The organism is Nannocystis punicea, assembly GCF_026965555.1.
In the GTDB taxonomy this organism is placed as follows: domain Bacteria; phylum Myxococcota_A; class Polyangia; order Nannocystales; family Nannocystaceae; genus Nannocystis; species Nannocystis punicea.
The window spans coordinates 4,939,759-4,964,245 of the sequence record NZ_CP114040.1 but is presented as its reverse complement, the minus strand read 5'-3'; the positions used below and the strand labels follow the sequence as shown (position 1 = coordinate 4,964,245).

Annotated in this window: 20 protein-coding genes; 14 read left to right on the top strand and 6 right to left on the bottom strand. The window is 72.1% G+C overall.

The features are described from left to right. Window positions 1-51 precede the first annotated feature (51 nt). A complete protein-coding gene (locus O0S08_RS19230) occupies window positions 52-840 on the bottom strand; it encodes a tetratricopeptide repeat protein (protein ID WP_269040647.1) in 789 nt (262 codons plus the stop codon). A 224-nt stretch (window positions 841-1,064) separates the two neighbouring features. On the opposite strand from O0S08_RS19230, the gene O0S08_RS19225 reads away from it, so the two are divergent. Continuing rightward, window positions 1,065-2,273 carry a DUF7064 domain-containing protein gene (locus O0S08_RS19225; protein WP_269040646.1) on the top strand — a complete coding sequence of 403 codons (1,209 nt, stop codon included), beginning with the start codon at window positions 1,065-1,067 and terminating at the stop codon, window positions 2,271-2,273. 383 nt (window positions 2,274-2,656) lie between these two features. Here the strand turns inward: O0S08_RS19225 and O0S08_RS19220 are convergent, their stop codons facing one another. Further along, window positions 2,657-3,181, bottom strand: coding sequence for a hypothetical protein (locus O0S08_RS19220; protein WP_269040645.1), 525 nt, complete (start codon window positions 3,179-3,181; stop codon window positions 2,657-2,659). A gap of 146 nt (window positions 3,182-3,327) precedes the next feature. On the opposite strand from O0S08_RS19220, the gene O0S08_RS19215 reads away from it, so the two are divergent. From O0S08_RS19215 to O0S08_RS19180, 8 genes are all read left to right on the top strand, one after another. Next, window positions 3,328-4,074: a hypothetical protein gene (locus O0S08_RS19215; protein ID WP_269040644.1), complete on the top strand. Its 747-nt coding sequence runs from the start codon at window positions 3,328-3,330 to the stop codon at window positions 4,072-4,074. A 21-nt stretch (window positions 4,075-4,095) separates the two neighbouring features. Then, on the top strand, window positions 4,096-4,470 hold the full coding sequence (locus tag O0S08_RS19210) for a hypothetical protein (protein WP_269040643.1): 375 nt from the start codon (window positions 4,096-4,098) through the stop codon (window positions 4,468-4,470). A gap of 275 nt (window positions 4,471-4,745) precedes the next feature. Next, window positions 4,746-5,474 (top strand): HEAT repeat domain-containing protein, encoded by a 729-nt coding sequence (locus O0S08_RS19205; protein WP_269040642.1) that lies wholly within the window; start codon window positions 4,746-4,748, stop codon window positions 5,472-5,474. Between the two features lie 6 nt (window positions 5,475-5,480). Continuing rightward, the gene (gene carB / locus O0S08_RS19200; RefSeq protein ID WP_269040641.1) at window positions 5,481-8,735 is read left to right on the top strand and encodes a carbamoyl-phosphate synthase large subunit; all 3,255 of its coding nucleotides are present in this window, start codon (window positions 5,481-5,483) and stop codon (window positions 8,733-8,735) included. Continuing rightward, window positions 8,732-9,220, top strand: a complete 489-nt coding sequence (gene greA / locus O0S08_RS19195; RefSeq protein WP_269040640.1) for a transcription elongation factor GreA — start codon at window positions 8,732-8,734, stop codon at window positions 9,218-9,220. Before carB ends, greA begins: the two co-directional genes overlap by 4 nt. Beyond that, window positions 9,217-9,819 (top strand): hypothetical protein, encoded by a 603-nt coding sequence (locus O0S08_RS19190; protein WP_269040639.1) that lies wholly within the window; start codon window positions 9,217-9,219, stop codon window positions 9,817-9,819. Before greA ends, O0S08_RS19190 begins: the two co-directional genes overlap by 4 nt. After that, on the top strand, window positions 9,816-10,301 hold the full coding sequence (locus tag O0S08_RS19185) for a hypothetical protein (RefSeq protein WP_269040638.1): 486 nt from the start codon (window positions 9,816-9,818) through the stop codon (window positions 10,299-10,301). Before O0S08_RS19190 ends, O0S08_RS19185 begins: the two co-directional genes overlap by 4 nt. Before the next feature lie 588 nt (window positions 10,302-10,889). After that, the gene (locus tag O0S08_RS19180) at window positions 10,890-11,744 is read left to right on the top strand and encodes a hypothetical protein (RefSeq protein WP_269040637.1); all 855 of its coding nucleotides are present in this window, start codon (window positions 10,890-10,892) and stop codon (window positions 11,742-11,744) included. Window positions 11,745-11,750: 6 nt separating this feature from the next. On the opposite strand, the gene O0S08_RS19175 is transcribed toward O0S08_RS19180, so the two are convergent. Next, complete coding sequence (locus O0S08_RS19175) at window positions 11,751-12,362, bottom strand: TetR/AcrR family transcriptional regulator (RefSeq protein WP_269040636.1); 612 nt, start codon at window positions 12,360-12,362, stop codon at window positions 11,751-11,753. Between the two features lie 272 nt (window positions 12,363-12,634). Between O0S08_RS19175 and O0S08_RS19170 the strand changes: the two genes are divergently transcribed. Continuing rightward, the gene (locus tag O0S08_RS19170; protein ID WP_269040635.1) at window positions 12,635-13,501 is read left to right on the top strand and encodes a 3'(2'),5'-bisphosphate nucleotidase CysQ family protein; all 867 of its coding nucleotides are present in this window, start codon (window positions 12,635-12,637) and stop codon (window positions 13,499-13,501) included. A gap of 85 nt (window positions 13,502-13,586) precedes the next feature. Here the strand turns inward: O0S08_RS19170 and O0S08_RS19165 are convergent, their stop codons facing one another. Then, window positions 13,587-14,693 (bottom strand): TFIIB-type zinc ribbon-containing protein, encoded by a 1,107-nt coding sequence (locus tag O0S08_RS19165; protein ID WP_269040633.1) that lies wholly within the window; start codon window positions 14,691-14,693, stop codon window positions 13,587-13,589. An 80-nt stretch (window positions 14,694-14,773) separates the two neighbouring features. Here O0S08_RS19165 and O0S08_RS19160 point away from each other — a divergent pair, with 80 nt between their 5' ends. After that, on the top strand, window positions 14,774-16,408 hold the full coding sequence (locus tag O0S08_RS19160) for a CehA/McbA family metallohydrolase (protein ID WP_269040632.1): 1,635 nt from the start codon (window positions 14,774-14,776) through the stop codon (window positions 16,406-16,408). A 1,011-nt stretch (window positions 16,409-17,419) separates the two neighbouring features. On the opposite strand, the gene O0S08_RS19155 is transcribed toward O0S08_RS19160, so the two are convergent. Then, complete coding sequence (locus tag O0S08_RS19155) at window positions 17,420-18,181, bottom strand: methyltransferase domain-containing protein (RefSeq protein WP_269040631.1); 762 nt, start codon at window positions 18,179-18,181, stop codon at window positions 17,420-17,422. Between the two features lie 348 nt (window positions 18,182-18,529). Between O0S08_RS19155 and O0S08_RS19150 the strand changes: the two genes are divergently transcribed. Both O0S08_RS19150 and O0S08_RS19145 read left to right on the top strand, forming a co-directional pair. Beyond that, complete coding sequence (locus tag O0S08_RS19150; RefSeq protein ID WP_269040630.1) at window positions 18,530-19,315, top strand: crotonase/enoyl-CoA hydratase family protein; 786 nt, start codon at window positions 18,530-18,532, stop codon at window positions 19,313-19,315. A 127-nt stretch (window positions 19,316-19,442) separates the two neighbouring features. Beyond that, window positions 19,443-19,730, top strand: coding sequence for a hypothetical protein (locus O0S08_RS19145; protein WP_269040629.1), 288 nt, complete (start codon window positions 19,443-19,445; stop codon window positions 19,728-19,730). Between the two features lie 327 nt (window positions 19,731-20,057). On the opposite strand, the gene O0S08_RS19140 is transcribed toward O0S08_RS19145, so the two are convergent. Beyond that, window positions 20,058-21,083: an NAD-dependent epimerase/dehydratase family protein gene (locus tag O0S08_RS19140; RefSeq protein ID WP_269040628.1), complete on the bottom strand. Its 1,026-nt coding sequence runs from the start codon at window positions 21,081-21,083 to the stop codon at window positions 20,058-20,060. An 89-nt stretch (window positions 21,084-21,172) separates the two neighbouring features. Here O0S08_RS19140 and O0S08_RS19135 point away from each other — a divergent pair, with 89 nt between their 5' ends. Continuing rightward, complete coding sequence (locus O0S08_RS19135) at window positions 21,173-24,358, top strand: tetratricopeptide repeat protein (protein WP_269040627.1); 3,186 nt, start codon at window positions 21,173-21,175, stop codon at window positions 24,356-24,358. Window positions 24,359-24,487 lie beyond the last annotated feature (129 nt).

Sequence of the window (24,487 nt, the reverse complement as noted above, 5' to 3'; positions counted from 1 at the left end):
ACCTCGCGATTATCACCTGTCCGTGAGGACAGCCTGTCCCTCAGGACAGACTCACCCCGCGCGGCCCTGCTGCAGCTCGGCGATCCGCTTCTTGGCGACGTTGTTGCTGAACTCCGAGCAGCAGTCCATGCGGATGTAGGTGGACCACTCGTCGATCGCCTTCTGCGTCTCGCCCTTGGCCTCATAGACCTGGGCGGCGCCGGCGTGGGCGGTCTTGTCGCCCTGGTACTTGATCATCGCCTTGGCGTAGGTCGTCAGCGCCTCGTCGAGCTTGCCCTGCTCGCGGAGCACGTCGCCGAGCTCGCTGTACACGAACTTGACCGCCTCGTCGTTCTTGATGACCTCGCGGAACACCGCCTCGGCCTGCTCGTACTGCTTGGCGCGGCGCAGCGCCTGGCCCTGGTGGAGCCCCCAGTTGCCGTTGTCGGGGTCGAGCTGCGAGGCCTTGCCCCACGACGCGGCGGCGTCGGCGTCCTTGCCCGACTTCTCGAGCGCCGAGGCGCGGGTCGCGTGGTAGTCGGCCACGTCGCCCTTGCTGGCCAGCGCCTTGTCGATCAGCTCGAGCGCCTTCGCGGCGTCCTTGTCGCCGTACAGGCGCACCTTCGCCATCAGCGCCAGCGCCTCCGGGTTGCTCGGTTCGGCCTCGAGCACGCGCGTCAGCATGGCCTCGGCTTCCTTCCACTTCTCGTCGTTGACGCGCGCGGCCGCGTTGGCGAGGTCCTTCTTGATCTGGGCCGCCTGCTCGGCGGGGTCGACCGCCGGCGTGGAGTTGCACCCGGGCGCGAAGGCCGAAGCAGCGGTCAGGACGACGGTCAGGGCGCAGGCGGCGAAACGAACCACAGAGAGACCTCCGCCGACCTCGTTATCACGCGGCGGCCCGCCGGCACAAGGGCGGCCCGCGTGCCGGCGCTCGCCCGTGGCCTCCCCCGGCGCGCCGCCGGGCTTTCTCGCCGGTGGCCGTTTTGGCGCGCGGATGATACGCTGGCCGCCTTCCGAGGCCGATGTCCGGACGCGACTCCCACTCCGAAGGCCCTCGCGGTCCACGGCCGCTGCGCCCGCGCGCCGTGCCCGCGGAGCCGGCCCACGACCAGGACAGCGGCCTCGAGCTCGGCGCCGCGGTCGCCGATCCCGGCCTCTCGGGCCTCCTGCGCCGCGGGGTCAAGGCCGCGATCGCGCGCTGGGCCGTGCTGCGCCGGCCGCCCGCCGAGTGGCCGCGCCCGCAGGACGAGGCCCGCCACGCCTGGGACGGCCGCCCGCACTTCGCCGAGGAGTTCGTGTTCGTCGGCGTGCAGTCCGAGCTCGGCGTGGTCGCGCGGCTCGAGTGGTTGCCGGGTCGCGACGCCCACCGCGTCTGGCTCACCCTCTTCACCCCCACCGCGATCTACAGCCTCCCCGGCGGCCAGGCCCTGCTGCGCGGCGACGGCGAGCGCGGCTGGTCGGTCGGCGGCCTCGGCTTCGACTGCGTCGAGCCGCTGCGCACCTGGACCCTGCGCTACCGCGGCGCCCTCGACGTGCACGATCCACGCGGTCGTCCCCTGCGCCCCGCCAGCGACGCCCCCGCCGAGTCGATCGAGGCGCGCCTCGACCTCACCTTCCTCGCCGGTCTCCTGCCGTTCGTCCCCGGCACCGACGACGACCCCGACCTGCTCGCGCGCCAGCTCGGCGCCGCCGCCTGGGACACTCGCCTGCTCCGCACGGTGCGGCGCCATCCGCTCCGCGGCTACGTCCAGGCCGGCGACCTCCACGGCACCATCACCCTCGGCGGCGACCTGCGGGCTTTCGGCGGCGCCGCCCTGCGCGTCCACACCTGGGGCGTGCGCGACTGGGGCGCCAGCGACGCCGCGATGCAGTGCTTCGCCACTCTCGGCCCGCTGCGGACGTGGGTGCACACCGCCCGCTTCCCGTGGGTGAGCCTGTCCGGCGGCTTCGTCCAGCGGCCCGGCGGCGTCGTCCCGATCCGCGACCTCGGCGTCACCCAGGAGCGCCGCCCCGGCCGCGCGCCCGCCCGCACGGGCCTGTCCGTCGAGGCCCCCGGCGGCCCGCTCGCGCTCGAGGCCGAGACCGTCGCCGAGCTCCCGCTCGACATGGACGGCCGCGGCCACCTCGACATCGCCCTCGTCCGCGTCCACGCCGCCGGCGAGCGCCCGCCCGTTCGCGCCGGCGTCGAGGGCCCGCGCCTGGTCGGCGGCCCCGCGCGCCCGCCCGAGGACGGCTGGGGCCTCTGCTTCACCCAGCGCCGCCTGCTCCCGCGCCCCACCCCGCGCCTCGCCTGAACCTGGCCGTTCGCGCATGTCCGTGAGCACATGTCCTCGCGGGCATGTTGCTTCGAGCATGTCCCGAGCCTCGCGGGCCCGCGCCCGGCCCGCCGCAGCGCCGCCCACTCCCGCGCCCCACCCCGCGTGGGCCTGGCCGCCCGCACATATCCATTTGAACATGTCTCACAGGATATGCCCGAGACCTCACCCGCCCGCCGCAGCGCCGCCCGCCCCGCGTCCTCCCGAGCCTGGCCGCTCGCGCATGTCCATTTGCCAATGCCCAAATAGACATGTCTATTAGAACACGTCCTCGAGGACATATCCAGAGATCCTCCAACTCCCTGACCCCGCGGCGAGCGCCCCGGCCCGCCTCCGCCCCGTCGCCGGCGCCTCCAGCGGCCTCAGCTGGCCTGCGCGTCGAGCTCGTCGGTGAACGTCCCGGCCGCCTCGGCGTCGGCGGGCGTCTCGACGTCGGGCGCGTCGGTGCGGACGAAGTCCAGAGCACCGAGCCCGCCGTAGCGGATCTCGCCGGTCAGCGCCGAGCTCTCGCGGTTGATCAGCACATAGCCGCCGCCGCGGCCGCCGCGACCGTCCTGCCAGTTGAACGTCACCAGGTTGCTCGGCAGCATCGCCCCGCCCTCCTGCGGCGTGGCCCGGATCTGGCGCAAGTTACAGACGAAGCGGACGAGCCCGTCCTCGCTGGTGAAGCGGCCGTAGTAGCGATCGCTCGCCAGCCGCTGAATGGTCAGCGTGCCGAAGACGCCTGCGCTCTCGCCGACCCACTCGCCGGAGAAGTCGCTCGCCCCCTCGGGATAGACCTCGCCCGCCGGCGGCACCACGTCGACCACGTCCGTCGCCAGCGCCCCGCCGGGCTTGCAACCACCGGCGAGCGCGAGCAGGAGCGCGACGCGAAGGAGGCGAGCCATGGGAAGGATCGTGGATAGCACGCCGCCCGATCCGACGTAGTTCGGCGCGGCCGCGCCGGTGGCAAAAGTCACACGTTGTGGCCGCGCAGTGGCGCCGGAAACGCACGAGCGTCGCGCCGACGACCTGACTACAATCCCCCCCGGCGATGGCCGCACGATTCACCACGATGTCCGCGCGGGCCCTGGGCTTCGTCGTCGGCGTCGCCGTCGTCGGCGCCTCGCTGCCCGTCAGCGCCCAGGCCCCGCCTGCACCCGCGCCTGCGCCTGGGCCGACGCCCGAGCCCACGCCCGCGCCTGCGCAGGACGCGGGTAAGCAAGATCCCCCCGCGGCCGAGGGCAGCAAGGAGCCCGCCCCGCCGACCCAGCCGGTCACCGCGCCTCCGGCGACTGCGCCGGCCGAGCTGGTCGCTCCGCCGAACAACGTGTCCCAAAGCGCAGGTCTCGGCAGCACCGTCGCCACCACCGATCCCGAGGCCAAGCGGGCCAAGGCGGAGCTCGAGGGCACGGCTCTGCGGGACAAGCCGGTCGAGGGCGTGCCCGAGCGGCTGCCCCCGCTGCAGCGCGGCGGCTGGTGGTGCATGTTCGGCGCGTTCGCCCTCGCCTCGACCGGCGGCGTGTTCGCCGGCCTGGCCGAGACCGAGGAGGACAAGGCGGCGCGGCTCATCGCCCAGATCGACCCCGAGACGGGCGCCTCGTTGCAGTACGCCGACGTCAAGGGCGAGTACGACGACATCCTCGGCCGCGGCCGCCGCGACGCGATCCTCGCCCGCAGCTTCCTCGCCGCCGGCGGCGTCGTGCTGGCCGTCGGCATCGGCCTGTTCATCGCCGACCGCGTCAAGCGCCGGCCGGCTCGGGTGCAAGCCGGCCTCGGCGGCCTGCAGGTGCGTTTCTAGATGGCCGAAGGAACAGGACCCATGCGCCATGTCGCGAACGCCATGTTGGGCGGCCTGTTGTTCGGGTCGGCCGCGCTGCTGGCCTGCTTCAACGCCCCGAGCGACGCGGTGCAGTTCTCCTGCGACCCCGACGACGCGGCCGAGTGTCCGGACGGCTACGAGTGCCGGATCGACGGCTGCTGCCACCGCGAGGACACGCCGGACGACGACTCCGTCGGCGCGTGCAAGCTCGGCGCCCCCGCCGCGAGCGCCGGCGGGCCCCCGCCCCCGCCCGAGCCCACCACCACGGGCACGACCACGGACGGCGACAGCACCGGCGGCGCCACCGACGCGACCGACGCCGCGGGCGCGACCGCCTCGACGGGCCCAACTTCCAGCGGCGACACCACCTCATGAACGGCGCGGCCCCCGACGCCCGCCGCCGTCCTGTCCGGTCTCAAGGACCTGAACCTGCCTCACGGCCCACAGGGCCCGAACCAGCCTCACGGCGCTCCGCGCCCGAACCTGCCTCACGGCCCACGGGCCCTTAACTTTGCTTCACGGCCCACCGGGCCACTTGCACGCGGGCTCCTCTGGCCCGATCTCATGGAGCCCCTTCCCGGGGCTCTTGCTACGCGGCCCACCGGGCCGAGAACCGCGGGCTCGCGGCCCGCAGCGACACGGGGACGATCGTGGGATTCAAGGACCTCTTCAGCAGCGCGGGTCGCAGCAAGAGCAAGCTCGACAAGCACATCAAGACCGTCCAGAACCAGTACGCGCAGTCGGCCGACCGCTACTACGCGATGGAGCAGCTGCTGGAGATGGGCGAGATCCCCGCGATCGTCGGCCTGATGAAGCGGTTCACGATGAACGCCAGCAAGAGCATCGAGGACGAGGAGGAGAAGGGCTGGCTGTACAAGCGCCTGCTCGGCCTCCCGCTCGACACGGTGCTGCCGGCGGCCAAGGAGTTCTGCCTCCAGAGCGACAACATCGCCTGGGTCCTGCGGGTGGTCGAGGAGCTGGCGAGCAAGCAGCAGGAGTGGGACATCCTGAACGCCCTGCTGGCCCACCACCCGCCGGGCTACGAGCGCGACCCGAGCGCCAAGCTGCAGCTGCTCACGCACTTGCAGGAGATCGACGACCCGCGGGTGCCCGACATCCTCGCCGGCTACGTCGAGGATCCGGACGAGGGCGTGCGCTACTTCGCGGTCGAGGCGCTGCTCGACATCGGCGAGAAGCGGTCGCTAGAGCCGCTGGTCGCCCGCCTCGGCAACCCCGCCGAGGACTCGCTGCGCCTGCGCACCCGGATCCTCACCGGCCTCGCGCGCCTCGGCTGGGACGTGAGCGCCCACCGCGACGTGATCAACAAGGCCATCGGCAACGACCACACCTTCGACGGCACCCACATCAAGGAGCGCTGATAAGCCATGCCGCGTCGCAACGACTTGCGTCGGATCGTCGTCCTCGGCTCGGGCCCGATCGTCATCGGTCAGGCCTGCGAGTTCGACTACTCGGGCACCCAGGCGACCAAGGCCCTGCGCGAGGAGGGCTACGAGGTCGTCCTCATCAACTCGAACCCGGCGACGATCATGACCGACCCCGATCTCGCCGATCGGACCTACGTCGAGCCGCTGACCCCGGAGTTCCTCGAGCGCGTGCTCAAGGCCGAGCGGCCGCAGGCGGTGCTGCCGACGGTCGGCGGCCAGACCGCGCTGAACCTCGCCATCGAGGCCGGCAAGCGCGGGATCCTGGCCAAGTACGGCGTCGAGCTGATCGGCGCCGACCTCGACGCGATCGAGCGGGCCGAGGACCGTGACAAGTTCAAGGCGTCGATGAAGAAGATCGGCCTCGACGTCCCGCGCAGCTACTACTGCCACTCGGTGGCGGAGGCCTGGGCGGCGCTCGAGCAGATCGGCTTCCCCACGATCATCCGCGCCAGCTTCACCCTCGGCGGCAGCGGGGCCGCCATCTCCTACAACCGCGACGAGTTCGAGGCTCACGTCCAGCACGCGCTGGCCGAGAGCATGCGCGGCGAGATCCTGGTCGAGGAGTCGGTGCTCGGCTGGAAGGAGTACGAGCTCGAGGTCATGCGCGACGCGAAGGACAACTTCGTCGTCATCTGCTCGATCGAGAACCTCGACCCGATGGGCGTGCACACCGGCGACAGCATCACGATCGCCCCGGCGCAGACGCTGACCGACAAGGAGTACCAGCGCATGCGCGACGCGGCGCGCGCGGTCGTCACCGAGATCGGCGTGTCGACCGGCGGCTGCAACATCCAGTTCGCGGTCGACCCGAAGACCGGGCGCCAGATCGTCATCGAGATGAACCCCCGCGTGTCGCGCTCGTCGGCGCTGGCGTCGAAGGCCACCGGCTTCCCGATCGCCAAGTTCGCCGCCAAGCTGGCCGTCGGCTACACCCTCGACGAGCTGCAGAACGACATCACGCGCGCCACCCCGGCCAGCTTCGAGCCGAGCATCGACTACGTCGTCACCAAGATCCCGCGCTTCGCCTTCGAGAAGTTCGCCGGCACCGACGAGACCCTGACGATCCAGATGAAGTCGGTCGGCGAGGTCATGGCGATCGGCCGCACCTTCCGCGAGTCGCTCGGCAAGGCCATGTGCGGCCTCGAGACCGGCACCTACGGCTTCGACCTCCCGCTCGAGGGCGAGGGCCTGGCCGCCGCCGAGGCCCCGCTCGGCCGCCCGCACCCGCAGCGGCTGTGGCACGTCGGCAACGCCCTGCGCGCCGGCGTCTCGCTCGAGCGCGTGCACGAGCTGACGCGCATCGACCCGTGGTTCCTCGCCCAGGTCGAGGCCATCCTCGGGGTCGAGGCCGAGGTCCGCGACGCCGCCCCCGGCCCGCTCCCCGCCGCGCTGCTCGCCCGGGCCAAGCGCTCCGGCCTGTCGGACCGTCGCCTGGCCCAGGTGCGCGGCGTGCCCGAGCGGGAGATCCGGAGCGAGCGCGAGGCCGCCGGCCTGCGCCCGGTCTACAAGCGCATCGACACCTGCGCCGCCGAGTTCGCCGCCGGCACGCCCTACATGTACTCGAGCTACGAGGAGGAGGACGAGGCCGAGGTCACCGGCCGCAAGAAGGTCGTCATCCTCGGCGGCGGCCCCAACCGCATCGGCCAGGGCATCGAGTTCGACTACTGCTGCGTCCACGCCAGCTTCGCCCTGCGCGAGGCCGGCTACGAGACCATCATGGTCAACTGCAACCCGGAGACGGTCTCGACCGACTACGACACCAGCGACCGCCTGTACTTCGAGCCATTGACCGCGGAACATGTCCTCGAGGTCCTGGCCCATGAGTCAGCCCGCGGCGAGGTCGTCGGCGTGCTGGTGCAGTTCGGCGGCCAGACCCCGCTGCGCCTGGCGGCCGAGATCGAGCGGGCCGGCTACAAGCTGCTCGGCACCTCGGCCGAGGCGATCGACCTCGCCGAGGACCGCGGCCGCTTCGGCGAGCTGCTGCAGCGCCTGGGCGTCCGCTGCCCGCGCTGGGGCGTCGCCCGCTCGCCCGACGAGGCGCGCGGGATCGCCGAGCGGATCGGCTTCCCGGTGCTGGTGCGCCCGAGCTACGTCCTCGGCGGCCGGGCCATGCGCGTCGTCTACGACCGCGCCGAGCTCGACGAGTACATGCGCACCGCCGTGCTGGCCTCGCCGGACCACCCGGTGCTGGTCGACGAGTTCCTCCACAACGCCGCCGAGTTCGACGTCGACGCCGTCGCCGACGGCAAGGACGTCGTCATCGCCGGGGTGATGGAGCACATCGAGGAGGCCGGCGTGCACTCGGGCGACTCCGGCTGCTCGCTGCCGCCGGTGTTGGCCCCGCCGGGCGTGCTCGCGGAGATCCGGCGCACCACCGTCGCGCTCGCCCGCGAGCTCGGCGTGGTCGGCCTGATGAACGTCCAGTTCGCCCGCCAGGGCGACGAGGTCTACGTGCTCGAGGTCAACCCCCGCGCCAGCCGGACCGTCCCGTTCGTCGCCAAGGCCACCGGCGTCCCGTTCGCCAAGATCGCCGCGCGCGTGGCCGCCGGCGAGCCCCTGGCGCCGATGGGCCTGCAGGAGCGCATGCCGGCCCAGGTCAGCGTCAAGGTGTCGGTGTTCCCCTTCCACAAGTTCCCCGGCGTCGACACCATCCTCGGCCCGGAGATGCGCAGCACCGGCGAGGTCATGGGCGTCGCCGCCGACTTCGGGGCGGCGTTCTACAAGGGCCTCCTGGCGGCCGGCGTGGCCCTGCCGCAGTCCGGCCGGGTCTTCGTCAGCGTCCGCGACGACGACAAGGACCTCGTCATGCCGGTCGTCCGCCACCTCGTCGACCTCGGCTTCGGCATCGTCGCCACCCGCGGCACCGCCGTCGCCATTCGCGCGGCCGGCCTCGACTGCGAGCTCATCAACAAGGTCAAGGAAGGCCGCCCGCACATCGTCGACGCGCTGGTCAACGGCACCATCGCCATGGTCATCAACACCACCGTCGGTGCGCAGTCCATCCGCGACAGCTTCAGCATCCGCCGCACCTCCCTGATGCAGAAGATCCCGCACTTTACGACGATCTCCGCCGCCATGGCCGCGGCGCGCGCGATCCAGGCGGTGCGCAGCGGCGAAAAAACCCTCGTCGCGCGCACCCTCCAGGACTATCATCGGGAGACCGCGCCTCCGTCCGCACCTCAGGACACGCCATGACCGAGCAGAAGATCCCGATGACCCCCGCCGGGTACAGCAGGCTGCGCGCCGAGCTCAAGCAGATCAAGGAAGTCGATCGGCCCGAGAACGTCCGCGACATCGAGACTGCGCTCGGCCACGGTGACCTGCGCGAGAACGCCGAGTACCACGCCGCCAAGGAGCGCCAGGCCCAGCTCGACGCCCGCATGCGGTACCTCGAGTCCCGCATCGGCATGGCCCAGGTGATCGACCCCGAGACCGTCAAGGAAGACAAGGTCACCTTCGGCGCCACGGTGACGATGCACGACGTCGAGAACGACCAGAAGGTCGTCTACCGCATCGTCGGCGAGGACGAGTCCGACGCCGACAAGGGCAAGATCTCGCTCGGCGCCCCGATCGCCCGCGCGATGCTCGGCAAGCGCGTCGGCGACGAGGTCCTGGTCAAGCTGCCCAAGGGCGACCGCGAGTACGAGGTCGTCCGCGTCGAGTACAAGGCGATTTCATGACGCCGCCCCGCCCGCGCCAGACCTTCACCTCCGGCGTCGCCCTGGCCCTGCTGTTCGCGCTCACGGGGTGTCGGCCCAAGGCCGGCGACCCGTGCCGCTGCGCCAGCGACTGCGGGGCCGGCCTCGAGTGCTACGCCGAGGGCGAGAAGATCCTGTCGGGCGACGCCTGCTTCAAGCCGGGCATCATCGGCAGCTGCGTCGTGTCCGAGAGCGTCGACAGCGACTCGGCCGGCCCCGGCCTGCCCGACATGCCGATCCGCGACGACCTCCCGTCCAAGCGCGACATCGCCGGCCCCGGCAGCAACAGCATCAGCGAGAGCGCCACCGGCCCGACCGACGGCTCGGCCACCGCCTCGTCGATGACCGGCACCACCGACGGCACCGCCACCGACGGCACGACGACCACCACGTCGACCACGTCGACCACCGACACCACGTCGACCACCGACACCACGTCGACCACCGACACGACCACCACGTCGAGCACGTCGACCACCGACACGAGCACCACGAGCACCTCGACCGACTCGACCACGACCACCACGGGCTCGACCACCGACTCGACCAGCTCGACCAGCTCCGGGAGCTCGTCGGGATGACGGAGGCCGAGGCCCACTGGCTGTGGCGCCTCGATGCGGACGCGTGGATGCGCTCCGCGCTGACCGAGCTCGAGGCCGGAGCGGACCACGTGGCCGTCCGCCGCACCGCCCTCACCCACGCCCGCCGCGCCGCCGGGATGGCCCTCAACGCCGTCCTGGTCGCGTGGGCCCGGGCCCAGGGCACCCCTGACGCCCTCGCCGCCGCCGAGACGCGCTGGGGCCGCAGCTACATCGACCACCTGCGCTTGCTCGGCGACAGCGGCCCCGAGAATCAGGTCCCGCTCGGGGCCCGCGCCGCCGAGGCCGCCCGCGCGCTCATGGCCATCCCCGTCGCCATCACCGCCGGCTCGGCCGGCGCCGAGGTCCTCGTGCAGCTGCAGCGCGGCCCCAACCACGCCGCCCAGCAGGGCCTCGACCACGCGCGCGCGGTCGTCCACGCCTGCACGACCGCCATCGCCGACCTGCGCACCGCCGCCCTGTGACAGCCGAGCGCGGCGGTGTCCTGCGACGACGACGCGTTCTGATTCGCGACCGGCGCAGCGATCCGCGAACTCATCGTCGGCGATCGTTCGAGCGACCGTCTGTGGTCTGCGTTCGCTGCCTCGCGCTCGCGCCGATGACCTTGCCAGTCGCGCCTCGATGAGCCGCTCCGCGCCGACGTCCGAGTCACTCCGCTCGCCCAGACCATCACGGACACAAGTCCGACGAGCCCATGTGTGGCTCGGCGACCGAGCGCACATCCGTTCGCTGGATCCGGCTGCAGTCCATCGACCTGCAGCACGCGGTCGGCAGGACGATGCCGCCGTCCTCTGCATCTCGCCGCTCGAGCACCGACGTCGAGCGGGCCTCATGCACGAGCGGACATCAGTCCGCCGGCCCCGGCCGCAACACGACATCCGAGCACCTCACCACGCGCGAACCCTGCGAACTTTCAGCAGCGTCATGCACGAGCGGACAACAGTCCGCAACGCAGCGACCTCGACTCGGCGACATCGGTCCGCGATCGGACGCGACCCTCCCGTCCCTGCGCGCCTCGGGCCGCGCGCGCCCTCACCTGCTACTGTGAGGCCATGCTCGACGCTTACCTTCGCCGCGGCGCCGGTGTCGCCGCCGCCGGCCTCGCAACTGTCCTTGCGTTCATGTCCCTGGGGGCATGTCAGCGCGTCCCTGTCGACGACGACGACACGGCCGCCCACCAGGGCGACAGCGAGGGTGAGACCGACAGCGAGGGCGAGGCTGCCACCGAGCCGACCACGGGAGCGCCGGAGCCGCCGCCGGACTTCAACCCCGTCTACGACTGTGAACCGTCCGGCACTCCCGCATGTCCCGAAGGACAGAAGTGCACCGCGATCAGCGAGGGCGGCCTGCAGAACCACTTCAAGTGCGTGCCCGACGACGGCATGCTCCTGCCGCTCGACGCGTGCGTGCCCGCGCCGGACAGCGGCCAGGACGGGTGCGGCGCCGGCACCGTGTGCCTCTCGCTCAACCAGGACGATCCGACCGCCGGCATCTGCTTCCCGATCTGCCGCAACGACGTCGACTGCGAGCCGGGCCTCTGCACCACCAGTCCATACAGCGGCACGACCTACTGCGCGGACACGTGTGACCCTCTCGTGGCCATCTGTCCGTCCGGCCTCGGCTGTCGTCAGGGCAAGGATCGCTTCGTCTGCGAGATGCTGCTCGACGTCGACATGGGTACCGAGGGCACCAACTGCTCGGAGTTCAACGGCCGCGGCTGCGCTCCCACGTACGTGTGCATGCCCGGCGCGCTGGTGCCGAATTGCGCCTCGAGCAGCTGCTGCACCTCCACCTGCGACGTCAACGAGGGCGACGCGCAGTGCGCGTCGCCCTCCCTGTGTGAGCCGCTGTTCCCGAGCCCGGCGCCCGGATTCGAGAGCATCGGCGCCTGCTTCGTGCCCGCGTAGCCCCGTTCAGGGCTTGAGACAGGCGATCATCGAGCCGATGAACTCGTCGACGAAGCTCTGCTCGTCCTTGCGCGGGAACGCCGGGTGCGCCTCGCTGATGCGCCCCGACAGCAGCATCGTGCAGAGCCCGTGCAGCGACATCCAGATGCGGAAGGAGGCGAGCGAGAGGTCGACATCGCCGCGCCAACAGCCGCGCGCCGCGCCCTCCTCCATCCAGCCCTGGAACGTCTTGAGCGGGCGCAGCAGCAGGTCCACCTCCTCGGTGTTGTGCTGCGACCAATCGATCTGCTCGTTACCCATCATCACCGAGTACAGCCACTTGTGCGACTTTGCGAACTGCACATAGTTGCGGCCGGCGTTGATGAGGCGCTCTGCCGGGTCTTCGGTCGATGCTGCGGGCTCCAATACCTCGCTCTGCAGCAGTTCGGCCCCGTAGATCCGGATCTCGCGGAGGATCTTCGATTTACTCTCGAAGTGCTGATAAAGCGCCGTGGCACTGACTCCGAGCCGTGCCGCGATGCCGCGCATCGTCAGCCCTTCTTCACCGCGTTCGCTCCCGATCTCGAGGCTGGTTTGGATGATTCCCTGTCGTAGGCCTGCTCGCTGAACACGTGACATTCCTCATGACTAGCAGGTTTTTTTGTCTGACGGAACCTTGGATTTCGCTGGGGGCGCAACTTGGAACAAGGTTCGTAACCCCCAAAAATGTCGTTCAGCGAGAAAAATGCCAGCCTCGGGTGACGGCTGATTTCCGCTGTTTTGTCGCTAGGTTATTCAAAATTGCCCCCCACATCAGGCACCACCCGATAACCTGGTCCTTGTCGGGCTATCAGTGAGATCTCTCCAGCCCCTTCAGAGAGCGCCCGAGGGGCGCCGGAAAGAGTTCGCCCGTGGCCGATTTCGATCCTGAGCTCCGCGTCGTCGTCTCGCTCGCTCGCGAGGCCGGCGCCATCGCCCTGGCTTATCAGACAGGTGGCGCCGACGTCATGCAGGCCCAGGACAAACCTGACGACGCCGGTCCGGTCACGCGCGCGGACACGGAGATCAACGCGCTCCTGGTCGCTGCGCTGCGTGCAGCCTTCCCGGGCGACGCGGTCGTCGCCGAGGAGTCCGCCGACGACGCCGCTGCAGCCGCTGACGTGACGCGCTGCTGGTACGTCGACCCGATCGACGGCACCGCCGAGTACGCGCGCGGCCTTGCCTGCTGGGCGATCCAGATCGGCCTCTGCGTCGGCGGCGAGCCCGTCCTCGGCGTCGTGTATGAGGCAGGCGCCGGACGACTGTCCTGGGGTGTCTGCACGCACGACCGTCGCGAGGCGTTCGTCCTCGATGACGGCGGCGCGGCCACGCCGCTGCACGCGAGCACTCGCTCGCTCGCCGAGCTACGCCTCGTCAGCAGCCTGAGTCACGCCTCTCCGAAGACCCTCGAGGTCATGCAGGCGCTCGCCATCCCTCCCGAGCGCAACCTTCAACTCGGCTCCGTCGGTGTGAAGGTGGGCACCATCGCCCGCGGCGAGGCCGACCTCTACGTGCACCCGCGCAGCGGCACCAAGCTGTGGGACACCTGCGCCCCGTGGGCCCTGCTGCGAGCCGTCGGCGGCGTCATCACCGATCTGTGGGGACGCCCGCTGGTCTACGACCCGCGGCGGCTCGGCCACGACAACGGCCTGGTCGCCTCGCACGGCGCGCACCACCCCGACATCCTCGCGGCCATCCGTCCGCTGGTCGATCGCTGGTACCGCTCGCCTCACGGCTGACCCTGCGGACAGGTGTCCTGGAACATGCTCCAATGGACATGTGTCCAGAGTCCTGTCCATGCGGACGCGCCCGCAGGCGCTGACCTCAGCGCGACTTCGCGAGGATGACGATCGCCGCGATCACCGCGGCCACCGCGAGGACCGTCAGCACGATCTTGGCCACGCTCCACGGCCGCTCGCCCGCGACCTCGCCGGTGCGGGCGTTGACGATGAAGCGGAAGACCTTCTCCTTGTAGCGGAAGCTCGCGATCCACAGCGGCAGCAGCACGTGCTTGCACTTCACGTCCTCGTGCCGCACCGACATCGACAGGATCTGCTGCACGTCGCCGCCGATGCCGCGGCGGATGACCGCGCGGATCTCCGGCTGCATGCGCTCGTCGGCGATCTGGAACCCGTCCTCGAGCCCGATCTTGTAGCGCTCGGCGATGAAGCCGCTGAGGTAGCCGGCCTCGAAGCCGCGCAGGTTGTGGAGGTCCCACGGCTCGAGCTTCTCGATCAGCGGCCGCGGCAGCGACCCCGACGCGCACACCAGCACGTCGTCGAAGCCGACGTTGACCGTCCCGCTCGCGGGGGTCCAGCGGGTCTTCTGCACCTGCCGCGTCTGCCGGTTGCCCTGCGCGTCGGTGTACGACTCGGTCACGTAGTAGTGGTCGCCGCGCAGCCCCTGGTAGCGGGTGGTCGTCTGCGAGTCGTAGGTCCAGTACGGCAGGTACACGCCGTCGATGCCGTGGACCTGGGCCAGCCGCTTGAGGTCGTTCGGCGCGAACCACAGCTTGCGGACCCACTGCTGGAACGCCTCGCGCGCCTTCGGTCCGTCGATGCCGAACGGCAGCAGCGACTCCGGCGGCACGATCTCGCCGAGCTCCTTCACGTCCATCACCACCGGCGCGCCGCAGAAGGCGCAGCGGCCGGCCTGCCCGGCCAGCATCGCCTGGGCGCCGCAGCCCTCGCACTGGACGCTGTGGCCCCCGAGCGTCGACGCCGGCGCGCGGGCGAGCCGCTGCAACATGTCCTGAAAGTCATGTTCCAGGATCGCCTTCTCGCCGCGGATCGCCTGCGTATGACCGCAGTGGTTGCAGCGCAGCTGGTCGGAGCCGGGCGAGTATTCGAGGGCCGACCCGCACTGTTCGCACGGGAACGTCAGCTTGCCCTCGCCGAGGGCCACGGGGTTTTCGGGGTCGCGCTCGGCCATCGGCGGGGAGTGTACCCGAGCGCCCGGGTCGCTTGCGACGGCCCGGACCGCGCCGCTCGCCGGTGCGCTATCGTGCCTCCATGTCGCGCCCCAGGCCGGCCCTCGTCGCGCTCGCCCTGCTCGTCCCGCTCACCCCGGCGCGTGCCGCCGAGACCACGCAGGAGCTCAAGGGACAGGTCCCGATGGACAGCCTGGACCACTTCTTCGTCGCCTTCGACGTCCCCGCCGGCACCCGCGAGATCGAGATCGCCCACGACGACCTCTCGGACGACAACATCCTCGACTGGGGCCTCGTCGACCCGCAGGGTGTGTTCCGCGGCTGGGGCGGCGGCAACGGTGAGAACGCCGTTGTCGGCGAAGCTGCCGCCTCGCGCTCCTACGTGCCCGGCCCGATCGCCGCGGGCACGTGGAGCGTCGTCGTCGGCAAGGCCAAGCTGGCCGCGCCACCCGGCGAATACCTGATCACCGTCACCCTGCGTGACACCCCGACCTTGCCCGCGCAGCCTGAGCGAGCCCCCTATCAGCCGGCTGCGCTCGGCGGCGGCCCGCGCTGGTACGCCGGCGACTTTCACGTCCACTCGCGCGAGAGCGGCGACGCCTCGCCGACCCTTGAGGCCATCGCCGAGTTCGCGCGCGGCCGCGGCCTCGACTTCGTCGTCGTCACCGACCACAACACCACCTCGCACCTCGACTTCTTCGCCGACGCTCAGGCTCGCCACCCCGACCTCCTGTTCGTCCCCGGCTGCGAGTTCACCACCTACGCCGGCCACATGAACGCCATCGGCGCGACCGCCTGGGTCGACCACAAGCTCGGCCAGCCCGGCGTCACCATCACCGCCGCCGCCGACGCCTACGACCTCCAGGGCGCCGTCCTGAGCGCCAATCACCCCGCGCTCGCTCTCGGCGACCTGTGCATCGGCTGCGCCTGGCAGCTGGAGCTCGACCCGGCCCGCCTCGGCGCCGTCGAGATCGCCACCGGCGGCCTCGACAAGGCCGGCATGTTCTTCACCGACGACGCCATGCGCTTCTGGGACGACCTGTGCGATCGGGGCCACCGCCCGGCCCCGATCGGCGGGAGCGACGATCACAAGGCGGGCCTCGACCTCGGCGGCTTCGACAGCCCGATCGGCGACCCCACCACCCTCGTGTACGCCGACGCCCTGAGCGTCGACGCGATCCTCGCCGGCCTCCGCGCCGGCCGCACCGTCGTCAAGCTGCAGGGCCCCGCCGATCCCATGCTCGAGCTGTCCTCCGGGACACATGTCCCCGGAGACAGCTTCGACAGCGGCCCCGCCACCTTCACCGTGCGAGTCACCGGCGCCCCCGCGGGCGCCAGCGTCCGCCTGGTCCGCGACCGCAAGCCGCAAGAGCCCGTCGCAGTCACCGCCGACCCGTTCACGCACGACTTCCTCCTCGAGCCCCCCGCCGCGGGCCACTCGCGCGTCCGCGCCGAGGTCCTCGTCGACGGCAAGCCGCGCACCGTCACCAACCACCTGTGGATCGGCCCCGCCCCGAGCGATTCCCCGACCACCGGCGACCCGACCACCGACCCCTCCGCCAGCTCCGGCACGAGCAGCGCCGACACCGGATCGGCCAGCGACTCCGCCGGCGCAAGCCCGCCGGCCAGCGGCTGCGCCTGCCGCTCCGGCGCCCCGTTCTCACCTGTCCTCGCGGCCAGCCTGCTCGCGCTCCGCCGTCGCCGCCACCGCCGATGAGCGACAGAAGGGTATCGCTCCCCGTACGACCTGTCCTGACGACGTTGCGCAATACGGTGGAGCCCGGCGCCGCACGACATGTCCTCGCGGACAGCCTATTCCCGCCGCTCCCCGTCAACGTTGGGCGCCCGCTGTCTTCGCACGACATGTCCTAAGGCCAGTTTTACTCGCCCGCCGCCTCGACAACGTTGCGCAGTACGGTGGAGCCCGCCGCCGCACGACATGTCCTCGCGGACAGCCTGTTCCCGCAACTCCGTCAACGTTGCGCGCTCGCGGCCTTCGCACGACCTGTCCTCGCGGCCAGTTTTACTCGCCCACCGCCGCGACGACGTTGCGCAATACGGTAGAGCCCGCCGCCGCACGACATGTCCTCCCGGACAGCCTGTTCCCGCCACTCCGTCAACGTTGCGCCCGCGGCCTTCGTACGACCTGTCCTCGCGGCCAGTTTACTCGCCACCGCCTCGACGACGTTGCGCAGTACGGTGGAGCCCGCAACCGCACGACATGTCCTCCCGGACAGCCTGTTCCCGCCACTCCGTCCGCGGCCTTCGCACGACCTGTCCTCGCGGCCAGTTTTACTCGCCACCGCCTCGACGACGTTGCGCAGTACTGTGGAGCCCGCCGCCGCACGCCGCAAGAAGCCCCCGCCGCGCCGCCCATCGCCGCGCCACAGGCGAGCGCCGGATAGGACGTCGAGAGGTCCGTGCGATGGGCGGCCGGCCCCGGCCGTCCATCGCACGGAGGACACCTGCGCACGAAAAGCCCCTTCGGCGAAGCCCGCGACCGGCGCTTCGGGCCACCCACGAGGCTGGCCGTGCAGCGGTCGGGGACGCGGGCCGGCGCCCATCCGCAGCGAGATGCGCCCGACGAAGGAGGGTGCATCCGCGAGGACTGGGCGCCGGCCCGCGTCCCCGACCGCCCGCGAGGCGGCCTCGGCAGTTCACGAACCGCCGTCCACCACCCATGCACGAGGACCGGGCGCGTCCCTTCGACCCCCGAACGACCCGCCCCTCACCCCGCCCGCAATACGTAGAACGCATACCCATAGTCCTCGGCATGCGCGCGAAACATCGCCACCTCCGCCTCCGTCTCGCGGATGGCCGCTCGCATCGCCGCGCTCGCCGACCCGCGCACCTCCTCCACCCGGCGCAGCCGCGGCCCGTAGTAGTTGTCCCACCACGCACGCGCCGGCAGCCGATGCACCCCCAGCACCTCGAACCCGGCCTCGCGGGCCCGCTCGGCGTTCGTCGCCTCCGTGCCCATCGCCGGATAGGCCGCAGCCCAGAACGCCCGTGCCGCCGCCGCCGGCGTCTCCGTGAACCAGCTCGCCTCCGAGATCACCGCCAGCCCGCCCGCCGCCAGCAACGGCCGCCAGCGCTGCACTGCGCCCGCGAACGTCAGGTGGTACGCCGCCCCCTCCGACCACAGCAGATCGAGGGACCCCGCCGGCCAATCGAGCGCTCCGATGTCGCCCTCCACCGCGCGCACCAGCGACTCGAGCCCGCGCTCGCGCGCCCGGATCTCGAGCTGGTCGAGGAACGACCGCAACAGATCGACCGCGACGACGGGCACCCGGAAGGTCTCTGCCAACAGCAGCGCCCCTGCCCCCGCTCCGCACCCCAGGTCGGCGATTCGCGGCGCCTCGGGCAGCCCCGGCAAGCCCGCCAGAATCTCGCGGCTGAACGCCGGATCGCCCGGTCCCATGCGCTCGAGCCCGCGATGCAGCTCGATGAGCGCAGCCAACAACTCGTCCTCCGACGGCTCGACGGTCATGCACCGACGATACTACCGCCGCCCCCCGGTTGCGACCGCCGTGCAGCCTCGCCGAGCCCGAGAAACCTCGTCCTCGCGTCGCGCGCTCCGGGCCCGCGCTCCCGCACGATCAACCGCACGACCCCGAGTTGCGGCCTCACCGCGAAACCATCCCCCTCGCCTCGCGCTCCCCGGGCCCACGCTCCTCCCCGACCAGCACGAACGACGGCGATTCCCCTCAGGGCATCACATGTCCCTTGGAACATGTCTATTTCACCACATCACGGTCCGACCCCCAGTGTCCCGCGCACCTCGGCCCGCGCCGCGGCGCCGCGCGGTAGCGTCACCGTCCGGTGTATGCTCGCCGGCATGTCCACCGACCGCCGGATCTCGACCCAGACACACGGCCACGTGCGGATGATCGGCCTCGATCGCGCCGCCAAGCGCAACGCCTTCGACCTCGCCATGCTGCGGCAGCTCGCCGAGGCCTTCACCGACTACGAGGACGACCCGCAGCTGCGTTGCGCCGTCGTGTTCGCCCACGGCGACCACTTCACCGCGGGCCTCGACCTCGCCGAGGTCGGCCCGGCCGTCGCCCGCGGCGAGCAGCTGTTCCCCGTCGGCGCCGTCGACCCGCTCGGCCTCCACGGCCGCGTGCGCAGCAAGCCGGTCGTGCTCGCTGTCCAGGGCTGGTGCCTGACGCTCGGCATCGAGTTGATGCTCGCCGCCGACATCCGGATCGCCGCCGGCGACGCGCGCTTCGGCCAGATCGAGATCCGGCGCGGGATCTTCCCCTTCGGCGGCGCGACCTTGCGGCTGCCGCAGGTCGCCGGGTGGGGCAACGCCATGCGCTGGCTCCTCACCGGCGACGCCTTCGACGCCGCCGAGGCGCTGCGGATCGGCCTCGTGCAGGAGGTCGTCGAGCCCGGCAAGCAGGTCGAGCGCGCCGCCGAGATCGCGGCCACGATCGCCGCCCAGGCCCCGCTCGGCGTGCGCGCCACCCTCTCGAGCGCCCGCACCACCGTCGAGCGCGGCCCCGAGGCGGCCCTCGCTACCATGATGGAGGAGGTTCGCGCGATCATGGGCTCGGACGACGCGCGCGAGGGCATGCAGTCGTTCATCGAGCGCCGCGCCGCGCGGTTCACCGGCACATGACCTTTGGGCCAGCCCCCGCGGCGAGCCCGCGCAGGGCGATCGGCCGCGCCGGTTCCATGGCGACCCGCTCCGACGGGGTTATACTCGCGCGGCACGGCGCGGCGACCGCGCCACGAAGGAGACGGCGATGAAGATCGATCTGGAGAAGTTCCTCGCGGCCACCATGCTGCTCGCCACCGCGACCACCCCGGCCTGCGGCAGCAAGGACGCCAAGAAAGTCGAGACCAAGGCCGACACCAAGACCGCGGCCCCGCCGCCCGCTCAGCCGCAGCCGACCCCCGCGCCGGTCGCCACCCCGCCCGCCGCGCCCGAGGCTGCCCCGCCGGTGACCCCGCCCCCGGCGCCCGTCAGCGACAAGCCCTCCGGCGCCGCCAAGCCCGACCCGGGCCCCGAGGAAGAGAAGCCCTCCTGGTGACCTTCCGGGCATGTCCCCCGGGACATGCCCCTTCGGACCTGCCCTTCACGACATGCCCCGAGAGACCTCCGGCCTCTCGGAGCCCACGTCGAACCTGAACCCCTCGAGATCGCCGAGAACATTCGGCCACCTCGAAGCCGCGCCGCCGGGCGTCCTGCCTCGTCGCGCATCGCTGCCCACAGCGGCGCTTCCGCTCCGGGCGACGACAGGCGCGTCGAGGCCGTTCCCTCGCTGCGCTCGCACTGCGAGCCTGCGGAGTACGAAGCGGGCACTCCTCGGCTCGCGCGACCGCCTGCCCGCGGGACCATGTCCCGCGGGACAGCCGACTCAGGCCCGCGTCTCGCCGCTCGCCAGGCGCTTCTTGCCGAGCATCCCGGCGGCGTCGAACCACGCGTAGATGTCGCGCACGCTGTCGGCGAACGGCCGGACCGTGTAGCCGAGGGCGCGCCCGGCCTTGCCGTGATCGAAGCGGGCGCGCGTCCCCAGCACCGACAGCGACTCGTGGGTGTAGAGCGGCTCCTGCCGCATCACGGCGCCGGCCGCCCCGAACAGCGGCACCCCGAGGCGGGCGAACCAGATCGGCGCCACCAGCCGCGGCGGCTTCACCCCCGTGATCGCCTCCGCGATCGTCCCGATGTCGCGCACGTGCACCGTGTGCCCGGTCAGCAGGTAGTTCTCGCCGTTCTCGCCGCGGGCCTGGGCCGCCAGCATCCCGGCCACCACGTCGCGCACGTCGACGAAGTCGAACGCCCCGTCGATCAGGCTCGGCAGCGATCGCCGGTACAGCTGCAGGAACATCCGACCCATCCGCGACGGCCCGAAGTCGTACGGCCCGATCACGCCCGACGGGTGCACGATCACCGCGTCGAGGCCGCGACCCATCACCTCGCGGAGCGCCCGCTCGCCGGCCGCCTTGGAGCGGTCGTACGCGAAGTGGCTCGGCTCGTCGGGCACCCGCGGCCAGCGCTCGTCGACCTCCACGTCGCTCGCGCCCTCGCGGTAGAGGTCGAACGCGTGCACCGAACTGCAGTGCACCAGTCGCCGCACCCCGGCGCTCAGCGCGGCCTCGGCGATCGAGCGCACCCCGTCGACGTTGACCGCGCGCACCAGGCCCCGCGGATCGCCCGAGATCGAGATCTGGGCCGCGAGGTGATACACGACCTCGACGCCGGCGGTCGCGCGGCGCGCCGCGTCCGGATCGCGCACGTCGCCGGTGATCCGCTCGACGTCGAGTCCTGCGAGCGCGCGCTGGGAGTTGCGGACGAGCACGCGGACGCGCTCGCCGCGAGACAGCAACGTACGGACTAAATTCGCGCCGATATGACCCGCGGCGCCGGTGACGAGGACGGTCATGCGATCGCCGGAATCATACAGGCGCGCGGCATTGCGCCTCAAGCCCGGCACGACAGCGCAGCACCGGGCGGGTTAACCTGGACCCGCAGATGTCGCGCGCCGGCGGTGATCCCACCCCGCGGTCCTCTGGGCCGGACCCCGATCCCACGCTTGTCGGCGACCCTCCAGCGCGCCCGGACTTCGCGACCGACGAGACGCTGGCCGGAGATCTGTCACCCGGCGCGCGCGCCTCTTCGAGTCCCGCGACGCCGCCTCCCGACCTCGACCGCTCGACGCTGTCGCAGCGCGAGCGCGCGCTTCAACTCACCCGCTACGTCCTCGTGCGTCGCCTCGGCGCCGGCGGCATGGGTGTCGTCTACCTCGCCTACGACCCGAGCCTCGATCGCAAGGTCGCTATCAAGCTGCTGCGCGTCGCTCCCGGCGACGGCCCGGCCCAGGCCGCCCACGCCCGCCTGCTGCGCGAGGCCCAGGCGCTGGCCCGGCTGTCGCACGGCAACGTCGTCGCAGTCCACGACGTCGGCTCCTACGACGCCGAAGCGCTGACCACCCTGAGGATGGGCCCGAACCGGACGGAGCCTGTCCCGAAGGACAGGTTACCGCAAGCCGCCGGCGTGTTCCTGGTGATGGAGTACGTGCCGGGCATCACCCTCGCGCAGTGGCTCGACGCCCGCGTCCGCGGCCTGCGCGAGGTCCTCGACGTGTTCCTGGCCGCCGGCCGCGGCCTCGTCGCCGCCCACGCCGTCGGCATCATCCACCGCGACTTCAAGCCCGGCAACGTCCTGGTCGGAGAGACAGGTCGGATCTGCGTGTTCGACTTCGGCCTGGCGCGGTCCGCCGGCGAGGCCGAACCGACGGCCGGCGGAGCGCCCGACGCCGGGCCCCTGATCGATCCGCTCTCCTCGTCGCTGGTGTCCGGCCCGCTCACCCGCGTCGGCACCCTCGTCGGCACCCCGGCGTACATGGCCCCGGAGCAGCGGGGCGGCGCCGCGATCGACGAGCGCGCCGATCAGTTCAGCTTCTGCGTCGCCCTCTACGAGGGCCTGTACGGCAACCGCCCGTTCAGCGGCGACAACCTGTTCGCGCTCGAGGCGGCCAAGGCCCGCGGGCGCATCGACCCGCCGCGACGCGCCATCAAGGTCCCGCCGGCGATCCACCGCGCCATCCTCCGCGGCCTCTCGCCTGAACCCGGGGACAGGTGGCCGTCGATGCAGGCGCTGCTCGACGCGCTCGAGCGGCCGCTGCGACGCGATCGTCGGCGCTGGGCCCTCGCCGGCGGCGGCGTGGCCCTCGTCGCCGGCGCCATCGCCTTCGCCCTCGCCGGCGACGCGCCCGCGCTGTGCACCGGCGCCCCCGAGGCCCTCGCGCCGACGTGGAACCCCGAGCGACGCGCCGCCCTCGCCGACGCCTTCGCCGCCACCGGCCTCCCCTACGCCCCCGACGCGGCCGCCCGCGCCGGCGCGCGCATCGACGTCTGGGCCGAGAGCTGGATCGCCGGCCACACCGACGCCTGCGCCGCCGCCAACATCCGCGGCGAGCAATCACAGGAACTTTTGGACAGGCGCATGCACTGCCTCGAGGATCGCCGGCACGAGCTCGACGCCCTGCTCGGCGTGCTCGCGGGGGCCGACGCCGACGCCGTCGAGCACGCCCGCGACGCCGTCGAGGCCCTGCCGCCGCCGGCCCGCTGCGCCGACCTCGACGCCTTGCGGGCCGAGGTCGACTCGCCCCCGCCCGCGCTCGTCGACGCAGTCCAGGCCCTGCGCGACCAGCTCTCCGTCGCCCACGCCGAGGCGACCGCCGGCCACCCGGGCGCCGGTCTGACCTTGATCGAGGCCGCGGAGCAGCGCTCGCGCGACCTCGGCTACCGCCCGCTGCGCGCCCAGGTCCTGGCCGAGCTCGCCGACCAATTGTTCGACGCCAGCAGATACGACGAGGGCGCCCGCGTGTTCGGCGAGGCCTACTGGGAGGCGCTCGCCGCCGGCGACGACCGCCTGGCCTTCAAGACAGCCAGCGCCTTCGCCGGCCGCCTCGCCCAGGTCCTCAGCCACCCCGACGACGCCCAGCCGTGGCTGCGCCACGCCGAGGCCCTCTACGAGCGGCTCGACCGCCCGCCCCACCTCGGCGGCGACCTCGAGCTCCGCCGCGGCCAGATCGCCGAGGCCCGCCGCGAGTACGTCACCGCCATCGACCACTACCGCCGCTCGCTCGCCGACATCCCCGATCGCTCGCGGGAGGCCGTCTCCACCCGACAGAACCTCGCCAACGTCCACCTCAGCCTCGGCCAGCTCGACCTGGCCCAGGCGATCTTCGAGGAGCTCCTCGCGCTGCGCCGCGACATCTATGGCGAGGGTCACCCGAACAACGCCTTCTCGCTGGCCGACCTCGGCAACGTCGCCACCTTGCGCGGCGACTTCGACACCGCCGAGAAGCACCACCGCGCCGCCCTGGCGATCCTCCGCGCCGCCCTGCCTCCGCGCCACGAGCGGCTCGCCTTCCCGCTGTCGGCGCTGGCCGACATCGCCGCCCAGCGCGGCGATTTCGGCGCGGCCCTCGACGCCTTCGACGAGGCGCGATCGATCTGGGAGCACCACTTCGGCCCGCAGAGCACCCGCGTCGCCGCCATGCTCGAGCGGCTCGCCTCCGTCCAGCTGGTGCGCGGCGAGCTCGGGCTGGCCGAGCAGCACGCCTCCCGCGCGCTCGCGATCTGGAGCTCGGCGCAGAGCCCCGATCCGCAGGGCACCGTGCTGGCCCACCTGGCGCTGGCGCAGATCGAGCTGGCGCGCGACAACTACACCGCGGCCCGCGACCACACCGACCTCGCGCTGCCGATCGCCACCTCGGTGCTCGGCGAGGACAACCTCTATACCGCCGTCAGTCGGGCCATGCGGGCGGTCGCCCTCGTCGGTCTCGGCGACCTGTCCGCCGCCGAGCGCGAGGCCGACGCCGCGGTCACCTCGATCGAGCGCAACTACGGCGCCGACTCGCTGTGGATGTCCGAGGTCCTGACCCCCCGGGCCCGGGTGCGACACGCTCAGGGTCGCCACGACGAGGCGCGCCGCGACCTCGACCGCAGCCTCGCCTTGCTCGACCCGCAAAGCGCCCCCATCCAGCGCGCCCACGCCGAATTCCAGCTGGCACAGGTCCTATGGGACAGCCGCGCCGACCGCGCACAGGCACGTTCCCTCGCGACTTCGGCGCAGACCCGGTTCGAGAGGGCCGGGGCGAAGCACTACCGGGCCGAGGTCGAGACCTGGCTCGAGCGCCACCCGGCCTGATCCTCAACCTGTCCTTTCCGCCATGTCTCAATCGACATCCGGCGGACACCGAGGCACGCGAACGGGGGGCACGCGAACCGGGTTGGCCGCGGCGGCCCATCGCCCCAGGAGCGCGTCGCGGACCCACCT